Genomic DNA, 8,957 nt, shown 5'->3' with positions numbered 1-8,957 from the left:
CCCCCCCCCCCCCCCCCCCCCCCCCCCCCCCCCCCCCCCCCCCCCCCCCCCCCTTTTCAAGCAGAAGACGGCATACGCGATTTCCTGTACGGTCTCGTGGGCTCGGAGATGTGTATAAGAGACAGCGGCCGGGTCGATCATCTTGGCGCGCGGCGCGCGGGCGGCGGGGGCGTCGCCCGGCGCGGCGCCCTCGGCGGCGGCTTCACGGGCCGGGCCGCCACGCGCGAGCGAGAGTTCCTCGGCCCAGACCGGCACCGGCGGCAGCGGCGCGGCGGGGTCGGCGGCGGCCGCCGCGGCCTGCGCGATGGCGGCCTGGAAGGCGTCCCATACCACCAGCAACTGGGCCCTGGAGGCGTCGAGCTGCGGCGGGAACTTGGCTTCCACGCTGGGCCAGGCGGCGTCGCCGGCGATGGAGGCGGCCTGTTCCTGCCAGTGGCCGATGTCGGCGCGCAGCGTGCCCAGCGCCGCCTCGGCGTCGCGCCAGGGCTTGGTGGACAGCACCTCGATGCGCTGGGCCAGCAGCACGGCGGCCTCGCGCTGCACCTGCACGCGGTTCTGCAGGTCCTCGATGACCTTGACCCGCTCGGCCAGCTGCACCTTGAGCGCGGCCAGCGGCTCGCGGCTGAGCGGCGCGCCGGCCTTGGCGGCGTCGCGCTGCCAGGCCAGGGCGTCGGCGATGTTGAGCTTGGGCGCGCCGAGCAGCGCGCGGGCCTTCTCGGCCCATTCGGCGGCGATGACTTCCTGGCCCTTGGCGCGCTTGATCTCGTCGAGCTTCTCGCGCAGGGGCTTGGCGGCGCCCTTGTCGCGCACGCTCAGTTCCTTGAAGACCTCCTGGATCTGCTCGGCCGAGGGCTGGCGCGCGAGCCACTCGCGCACGCGCGAGGCGCGCTCGCCCGAGGTGGCGGCCGAGAAGGCGCCGCCGGTCAGCGCGTCGAGCGGATGCGCTTCGGGGGCAGCCTTGGCCGGGGTCGGATTCACTTCGGGTGCGTCGGACATTTTGTTGCGGGAGGAAAAAGGAAACATGGGAATGAGGATGGGCGCACCTGGCGCCGCTGCGCCGCAAGGCGCGGGGGACAACGCGGCCACGGGCACGCGGCCGGCGCCGCCGGTGTGGCGGGGCGAAGGCGCTATTTTCACCGCCTTTTGCCCCGCCACGCGAAACCCGTGCGCGCAGGCGCCCGCCAGCCCCTCAGCGGGTGGCGTCAGCGGGTGGACAGCGTCAGTTCCGCATGCGGGGAAAAGCCCTGCGCCTGCGCCACGCGGCGCGCGGCGCCGACGAACAGCCGGTCGCTCGGCACGCCCTGCTGCACCAGGTAGTCGCGCACCGCCGTGCCGCGCTGTACCGCCAGGTTCTGCAAGGCGGCGTCGCTGACGTCGATCTGGGCCAGCAGCAGGTTCTCCATCTCCTGCGGCGGCAGCGACTTGGCCATGCCGATCAGGTTGCGCGGCTTGCCCGGCAGGTCGGTGCGATCGTAGAGGCGTCGCAGCAGCTCGGGGGCTTCCTCGGGCGTGACGCCGGCGTCGGCCGGCGCCGCCGCAGCCGGCTGGCCGGGCGCCTGGCGCTGGCCGCGGCGCTTTTCCTGGCGCAGCAACTGCTGCAGGCGCGCGCGGCGCAGGCCGTCTTCCTCGGCCTCGCGGTTGACGGTGCCGATGACGGTCATGTTCAGGCCCGGGCGATCGGCCAGCGCCTTGGCGATCTTGCCCAGGTCTTCGCGCGCCGTGTCGGACAGCTCGGCGCTGCCGGGCGCGAACGGCACCTGGGACGCCTGCTCGCCGCCGCTGCCGCTGCCGCTGAAGGCGCTGGAAATCAGCGAGAACGGCGAGGTCACCGCGCGCACGATCAGGTTGACCACCGCCTTGGCGATCACCGGCCCCAGGCTGAACTGCGGGTCGTTGAGCGAGCCGCTGATCGGCAGGTTCAGGTCGATCACGCCGTTGCGGTCGGCCAGCAGCGCCGCGGCTAGGCGCACCGGCAGGCTGGTGGGGGCGCCGTCGACCTGCTCGCCGAACACCAGTTGCCGCAGCACCAGCGAGTTCTGCGCCGTGAGCTGGCCGTCGGGCTGGATGCGGTAGGCCACGTCCACGTCCATCTTGCCGCGCTCGATGCCGTGGCCGGCGTACTTCACCGAATAGGGCGACAGCGGCGGCAGTTCAAGGTCGCGCACCTTGCCCTTGACATCCAGCGCCAGCGGCTTGACCAGCGGATTGAGCTGGCCGCTGATCTCCAGCGAGGCGGTGCCCTCGGCCTTACCGCGCAGTTCCAGGTCGGCCATGGCGGGCGCCGCGCCGGCCGCGGGACGCTCGGAAGAAAAACCGCCGAGCCGGCCCTGCAGTTCGCTCAGGTTGGCGCTGTAGGAGGGCTTCACGAACTGGTCGGAGAACAGCACCTGGCCGTTGACGAAACGGGTCGGGCCGATGCGCACGATCGGCGCGGCCGCCGCATTTTGAGCATCATTTTGGCCTGAAGCCCTGGTACCACCTGGGCTTGCCGCTACAGAATCAGGAGCAGATGCCGATTGCTTCACCAGATCCTGCAGGTTGATGCGCCCGCTCGGGTCGATCGCGATGCGGGCGAAGAAGTCGCTCCAGGTGCTCTCGCGCACCTCCACGCGCAGCGGCGCGCCCGGGCTCGCCGCGGCGGCAACGCCGCGCAGGTCCAGCGTCTTCCAGCCCAGCAGCGACGAGGCGTTGCCCGAGAACGCGCCGGCCGACAGCATGCCGCGCCGCGCGAGGGCGGCGGGCCGCACCTCGGACGCCGGCGCCGAGGCCGGCGCGAGCGGCGCGGCGCTCAGGATGCGGGTGTCTTCCAGCAGCGCATCGCCCTGCACCTGCCAGGCCGGGCCGCGCGCCTCCTCGGCGTAGCGCACCTGGCCGGTGAAGCCCACGTCGGCGCGCGCCACCTGGACGTTGAGCAGATCGCCGAAGTAAGCGTCGAAGGCCTGCAGCGGCAGTTGCCGCGCCTCGACCCGCGCCTCCAGCGCCAGCGGCAGCAGCGCCGCCGTGCCTTTCAATTGCAGGGTGCCGCCGCGCCCGGCCGCGCGGCGGCCGCGCTGCTGCGCGCCCTCGGCGGCGGCTTCGGCCACGCGCGCCGACATCTCCAGCGCCGAGGGCGCCGTGCCCTTGGCCAGCGGCCAGGCCAGCCGGGCGAGCGAGAGCTTGAGCTCCGACAGGTCCACCGCGACCGGCTGCGGCCGGCCGGCGTCGCGGAAACGCACGCTGCCCTGCGCGACTTCGAGCGCCGCCAGATCGACCGACCAGGCCGGCGCCGCCGCGCCCCGGGCGGCCAGCGGAGCGGGCTCGGCCGTGGACGGCGGCAGCCAGTCCTCGAACATCCAGCGGCCCTGCGCAGTGCGCGCCACGTCTGCCTGCGGCGCGGTCACGATCACGCGCGGCAGCACCACGCTGCGCCGCGCGGTGTCCACCCGGGCGCCGTCGAGCTGCAGCCGCTCCAGGCCGGCCAGCAGCGTGCCGCCCTCCTCCAGCGCCAGCTTGTCCAGGCCCAGGGTCCTGGCCTCCAGCGTGGCGCCGGCGGGCGTCCAGGCCAGGTCCAGCTCGGTCGCCAGCGTGCCGCCGAGCGAGGGCTTCAGATAGGGCTTGAGGTAGGGCCCGGCCCAGGCCAGCGGCAGGCCCTTGAGCTGGGCGGCGATGCGGCCGCCGTCCAGCGCCACCGCGCCCTGTGCCGCCAGTTGCGCACTGGCCGCGGCGCGGGCCTTGGGCGCGGCGGCGCCATCGGCCTGCGCCCGCAGCTCGACCGGCACCGGCTTGCGCAGCGGCCAGGCCAGGTCCTTGAGCGTGAACTCGATCTCGTGCAGGCGCAGCGGGCCGGCGCCGGCCGCGGCCGCATCGCTCCAGTCCAGCGCACCGTCGTGTATCTGGGCCTGGGCCAGCGATACGGTCCAGGGCGCGGATGCCGCCTGCGCCGCGCCCGCGGCGGGCGCCGGCGCGGGGGCAGCGGGCTTCGGCATGACGGCCAGACGCCCGTCGGCCAGCCGGCGCAGCTGCAAGCGCGGGCCCCGCAGCGTGATCTGCTCGATCGCCACGTCCTGCGCCAGCGGGCGGACATGGGCCAGTTGCAGGTCCAGTTGCTCGGCCTGCAGCAGCGGCGCGCCCTGCGCGTCCACCGCCGCCAGCCGGTGCGCCGTGAGCCGGCCCCGGATGTCGAGCGTGGCCGCCTCCGGACCGGTGGCCTGGGCGAAGGCGAACTGCAGATCCGCATCCAGCACGCCGGCGGTCAGCCGCGCCGGCAGGCCGGCGGGCCAGTAGCCCAGGTAGGGCGCCAGGTCCAGGCCCTGGAAGCGCAGCGTGGCCTCGCCCTTGCGCACCTCGGCAAAGGGCGTGGCCTGCGCCGCGCTGTCGAAGCGGCTGCCATCGAGCGTGAAGGCCAGCCGCGGCTGCGCGGCCTGCTCGCGCTGGCTCTCCAGGCTGCTGAGCAGGGGCAGGCTCAGGGTCAGGTCGCGCACCTGGTGCATCTGCCCGCGGTCATCGACGTCCGCCGCGCCGGCGCCGAGCTGCAGGTCGTGCAGCGCGAAGCGCACCGGCTCGTCCTGCGGATCGCGCGGCGTGGCGGCCACGCGGGCCAGGATGTCGTCGACGTCGTAGTGGCCTTCGCCGGTGTGCGCCACGCGCAAGTAGGGCGAGTCGATGTGCAGGGTGTTGATCACCGGCGCCAGGCGCAGCAGCGAGGACGGCGCAATGCGCACCCGCAGGTGGCTGACCGTGAGCTGTGGTGCGGCATCGGGCTGCGCGCCGGCCACCGCGAGGTCTTGCACCGACAGTTCGAGCCGCCAGGGCCGGAAGATGATGCGTCCCGCGGTCACGGCACGCCCGAGGCGCTCGGCGCCCTGCGCCTGCAGTTCGTGGCGCACCAGGTGCGGCACGCCCCACCAGGCCAGGGCCAGCAGCACGCACAGCGTTGCGAGCCCGTAGCCCAGCGCACGCAGCAGGCGCAGGGCCAGGGGGTGGGAGGGGCGCCATCTCATCGCGGCGGGCATGCGCATGGGCGTGAAATCCGGTGGAGGGAAAAGGAGGGGCGACGTAGCGACGACGCCAGCAAAAAGCCCGGCCGGGAGGCCTGCAGCCTGACCCGCCGGGCTCGACGGCGGGCATAAGACCCGAGGCCGTCTGTTTGCGCATAAGGGAGGTACGAGTCCTTCATGCGCGGGAGGCAAGGGATTGCCTCCAGGAGAGACCGGCGATCCGCCGTGGAAAGCCTCGGGTGAGACTGGCCGCAGCATCCTCCCGGCACGGCGCCCGATGACTCGGACGGATTCACGATAGCAAAGCGATGAAGGGGCATCAAAGCGGATTTTTCAATGGCATGCCTGCTCACCATTGCCTCTTTCATTCAGACACAGCGGCCATTGTCGCGCACTGCGATGCAAGCCTGTTTCCGGCTTGTTTCAAATCTTATTAAGCATAAAGAATTGAATCCTTATGCTTGACTTGATATTTGTAAGCCTCCTAGAATCCGCCCCGCTCCCGTCTCAGGGACCTTTTAACCCGCTGCCGACCCACGGCTAAGTCGATTCGCCGCCCCTCAACCAACCCCTGCCGCTGATGCAGGCCTGGCGCGAATCCGATGGCGACCCAATCCAAACGAGGACGCCTTTTCCGCGAAGCGCGCTTGCGATGCGCAGCTTCCACGATGAGGCCCTTGTGTCGAAAGGAACAGCTATGTCAGCATCAGGAAGAGTGGCCAGCGCCCTGCGGACCTTTGCCGCAGACGTCGCCGAAGGCTTCTTCGAAATCACACACAACAGTTTCGCCCTGCTGGGCCTGGTACTGGTGTTTGCAGTCGTTACGCTGAGCGTGCGTGCCGATCTGCGCGAATCCGGCGAAGCCCATCTCATGGGCTGGCTCGAAGCGCGCAAGGTCGAAATGATCGGGCTGCCGATACAACGCGATGCCGTCGAGCGCGCGACGGCCGCCAACCCGAAGGAGCTGCCCAAGGCCCAGGCGGCCGTCGCCTACTGGCTGAGCAGGAAGTACCGCGTGGCCCCCGAACCCGTCAGCGCGCTGGTGGTCGAGGCCTTCGAGACGGGTGCGCGCACCAAGCTCGATCCCACGCTGATCCTGGCGGTGATGGCGGTCGAATCCGGCTTCAACCCGTTTGCGCAGAGCCCCGTGGGCGCGCAGGGCCTGATGCAGGTCATGACGCAGGTGCACACCGACAAGTACCAGAACTTCGGCGGCCGGCTGGCGGCCTTCGACCCGGTCACCAACCTGCGCGTGGGCGTCAAGGTGCTGCAGGACTGCATCGCCCGCGCCGGCTCGCTCGAAGGCGGTCTGCGCCACTACGTGGGGGCCGCCAACATGAATGACGACGGCGGCTACGCGGCCAAGGTGCTGGCCGAGCACAACCGCCTGCTCGCCGTGGCCAGCGGCAAGTCGGTGCCGATCACGCCGCCTGCGGTGGTGCCGCCGCCGGCGGCGAACACGCCGCCCCGGCCGCTGGAAGTGACGGCTCCGCCTGCCGGCTCTGCAGCCAGCAAGATCGTGGCGCTGGCCACGGACGAGGCCGATGCGCTCGGCGTGCGCTAAACTCGCCAGGTACGCGACTGGCGATAGGCGCTGCGACGGCCCCTCCAAGGGGCTTCGCTGCCGCTGACGTGGACCGACCGCAGGGCCCCGCCCTCGACAACCACTGGGAAGCGTACCGCCCGGTTCCTGCCCGCAGGCACCGGAGCGTTTCAGCCGTTCGCCTGGGCAGCCCTTGTTTTCAAGCAGGGACCATCGTCTTTCCAGGACTGCCGCCATGTACCAACGCCATCTGCTCGTCGAGCAAGCCGACCCCGAACTCTTTGCCGCCATCCAGGCCGAGAACGCCCGCCAGGAGCACCACATCGAGCTGATCGCGAGCGAGAACTACGCCTCGCCCGCCGTGATGTGGGCCCAGGGCACGCAACTCACCAACAAGTATGCCGAGGGCTACCCCGGCCGCCGCTACTACGGCGGCTGCGAGCACGTGGACGTGGCCGAGCAGCTCGCCATCGAGCGCGTGAAGCAGCTCTTCGGCGCCGACGCGGCCAACGTGCAGGCGCACTGCGGCGCCTCCGCCAACGAGGCGGTGTTCCTGGCCTTCCTCAAGCCCGGCGACACCATCATGGGCATGAGCCTGGCCGAGGGCGGCCACCTCACCCACGGCATGCCGCTGAACATGAGCGGCAAGTGGTTCAACGTCGTGTCCTACGGCCTGAACGACAGGGAAGAAATCGACTACGACGCCATGGAGCGCAAGGCGCACGAGTCGCGCCCGAAGCTGATCGTGGCGGGCGCATCGGCCTACAGCCTGCGCATCGACTTCGAGCGTTTCGCCAAGGTCGCCAGGGACGTGGGCGCGATCTTCATGGTCGACATGGCGCACTACGCCGGCCTGATCGCCGCGGGCGCCTACCCCAACCCGGTGCCGCATGCCGACGTGGTGACCTCGACCACGCACAAGAGCCTGCGCGGCCCGCGCGGCGGCATCATCCTGATGAAGGCCGAGCACGAGAAGGCCATCAACAGCGCCATCTTCCCGGGCCTGCAGGGCGGCCCGCTGATGCACGTGATCGCGGCCAAGGCCGTGGCCTTCAAGGAGGCGCTGCAGCCCGAATTCAAGGTCTACCAGCAGCAGGTGGCCAGGAACGCGCAGATCGTCGCCGAGACGCTGGTGCAGCGCGGCCTGCGCATCGTCAGCGGGCGCACCGAAAGCCATCTCATGCTGGTCGACCTGCGTGCCAAGGGCATCACCGGCAAGGAAGCCGAAGCGGTGCTGGGCAGCGCCCACATGACCATCAACAAGAACGCCATCCCGAACGACCCGGAAAAGCCGATGGTCACCAGCGGCGTGCGCATCGGCACCCCGGCCATGACCACCCGCGGCTTCAAGGACGAGGAAGCACGCGCCACGGCCCACCTGATCGCCGACGTGCTGGACAACCCGCGCGACCCGGCCAACATCGAGGCCGTCCGCGCCAAGGTGCATGCGCTGACCTCGCGCTTCCCCGTCTACGGCTGATCCCGCGCCATGAAGTGCCCGTTCTGCGGCCACCCGGATACCCAGGTCGTCGAGACCCGGGTGGCCGAGGACGGCACTTCGGTGCGCAGGCGGCGCCAGTGCGGCGCCTGCGACAAGCGCTTCACCACCTATGAGCGGCCCGACGTCAGCATGCCCGCGCTGGTCAAGAAGGACGGCCGGCGCGTGGACTACCGGCGCGAGAAGCTGCGCGCTTCCATGAACCTCGCGCTGCGCAAGCGGCCCGTGGGCGTGGAACAGGTCGACGCAGCGCTCGAGCGCATCGAGGAAACGCTGCTGTCCCTGGGCCTGCGCGAGCTGCCTTCCAGCCGCATCGGCGAACTGGTGATGCGCGAGCTCAAGCGCCTGGACAAGGTCGCCTACATCCGCTTTGCCAGCGTGTACCGCAGCTTCGAGGATATCGACGAGTTCAAGACGCTGGTGGACGAGGTGCGACGCTAGGGCGGCGCTGAACAAGTCCCCGCGATGGCGCGCGCCCTGGTGTGGGATGGGATGCAAGGCGCAAACCGCAGCCATGGCCGCCGCCATGGCGAGGATTTGCAACGCCGCAGACCGCCCACAGCAGGGATGCGCGACACGCGAGGAACTTGTTCAGCGTTGCCCTAGGGCGTGTCATCCTTCATTTCACTCCGCGAAAGCCTGTAGCGCGGTGCAGTGCAAGGCGCTCCGAGCGCCGCGTATCACGTACGCCCGCGCTACAGGCTTCCCCTTTGGGCTGGCCCCGGCATGCGGCGTCTGCTTTGTCGCACGGCCTGTCTCTTATACACATCTCCGAGCCCACGAGACCGTACAGGAAATCTCGTATGCCGTCTGCTGCTTGAAAATGGGGGGGGGGGGGGGGGGGGGGGGGGGGGGGGGGGGGGGGGGGGGGGGGGGGGGGGGGGGGGGGGGGGGGGGGGGGGGGGGGGGGGGGGGGGGGGGGGGGGGGGGGGGGGGGGGG

The 8,957-nt window shown here is 71.1% G+C and carries 5 protein-coding genes and 1 pseudogene; 3 read left to right on the top strand and 3 right to left on the bottom strand.

Features of this window, described 5'->3' with window-relative positions; all coding sequences use genetic code 11:
- Both JHD63_RS20455 and JHD63_RS20450 read right to left on the bottom strand, forming a co-directional pair.
- Positions 1-1,023: pseudogene (locus JHD63_RS20455) on the bottom strand (DUF349 domain-containing protein); the annotation flags it as partial.
- Between the two features lie 179 nt (positions 1,024-1,202).
- The gene (locus JHD63_RS20450) at positions 1,203-4,979 is read right to left on the bottom strand and encodes a DUF748 domain-containing protein (RefSeq protein ID WP_198972648.1); all 3,777 of its coding nucleotides are present in this window, start codon (positions 4,977-4,979) and stop codon (positions 1,203-1,205) included.
- A 694-nt stretch (positions 4,980-5,673) separates the two neighbouring features.
- Here JHD63_RS20450 and JHD63_RS20445 point away from each other — a divergent pair.
- From JHD63_RS20445 to nrdR, 3 genes are all read left to right on the top strand, one after another.
- Complete coding sequence (locus JHD63_RS20445) at positions 5,674-6,540, top strand: lytic transglycosylase domain-containing protein (protein WP_198972647.1); 867 nt, start codon at positions 5,674-5,676, stop codon at positions 6,538-6,540.
- A 214-nt stretch (positions 6,541-6,754) separates the two neighbouring features.
- Positions 6,755-7,999: a serine hydroxymethyltransferase gene (gene glyA / locus JHD63_RS20440; RefSeq protein ID WP_198972646.1), complete on the top strand. Its 1,245-nt coding sequence runs from the start codon at positions 6,755-6,757 to the stop codon at positions 7,997-7,999.
- A 9-nt stretch (positions 8,000-8,008) separates the two neighbouring features.
- Positions 8,009-8,458 (top strand): transcriptional regulator NrdR, encoded by a 450-nt coding sequence (gene nrdR / locus JHD63_RS20435; protein ID WP_198972645.1) that lies wholly within the window; start codon positions 8,009-8,011, stop codon positions 8,456-8,458.
- A 318-nt stretch (positions 8,459-8,776) separates the two neighbouring features.
- Here the strand turns inward: nrdR and JHD63_RS20430 are convergent.
- Positions 8,777-8,957: hypothetical protein (locus tag JHD63_RS20430; protein ID WP_198972644.1), on the bottom strand; the 181-nt coding region annotated here is incomplete at its 5' end.

Origin of the sequence: Xylophilus sp. ASV27, assembly GCF_016428875.1 — a bacterium.
Taxonomy (GTDB): domain Bacteria; phylum Pseudomonadota; class Gammaproteobacteria; order Burkholderiales; family Burkholderiaceae_C; genus Xylophilus.
Note: the sequence above shows the minus strand (reverse complement) of the source record. Positions and strands in the feature narration are given on the sequence as shown.

Excerpts from the sequence above, each read along its gene's own strand:
- JHD63_RS20450 (WP_198972648.1), bottom strand. The coding sequence starts at position 4,979 with ATGAGATGGCGCCCCTCCCACCCCCTGGCCCTGCGCCTGCTGCGTGCG.
- nrdR (WP_198972645.1), top strand. The coding sequence starts at position 8,009 with ATGAAGTGCCCGTTCTGCGGCCACCCGGATACCCAGGTCGTCGAGACC.
- JHD63_RS20445 (WP_198972647.1), top strand. The coding sequence starts at position 5,674 with ATGTCAGCATCAGGAAGAGTGGCCAGCGCCCTGCGGACCTTTGCCGCA.
- glyA (WP_198972646.1), top strand. The coding sequence starts at position 6,755 with ATGTACCAACGCCATCTGCTCGTCGAGCAAGCCGACCCCGAACTCTTT.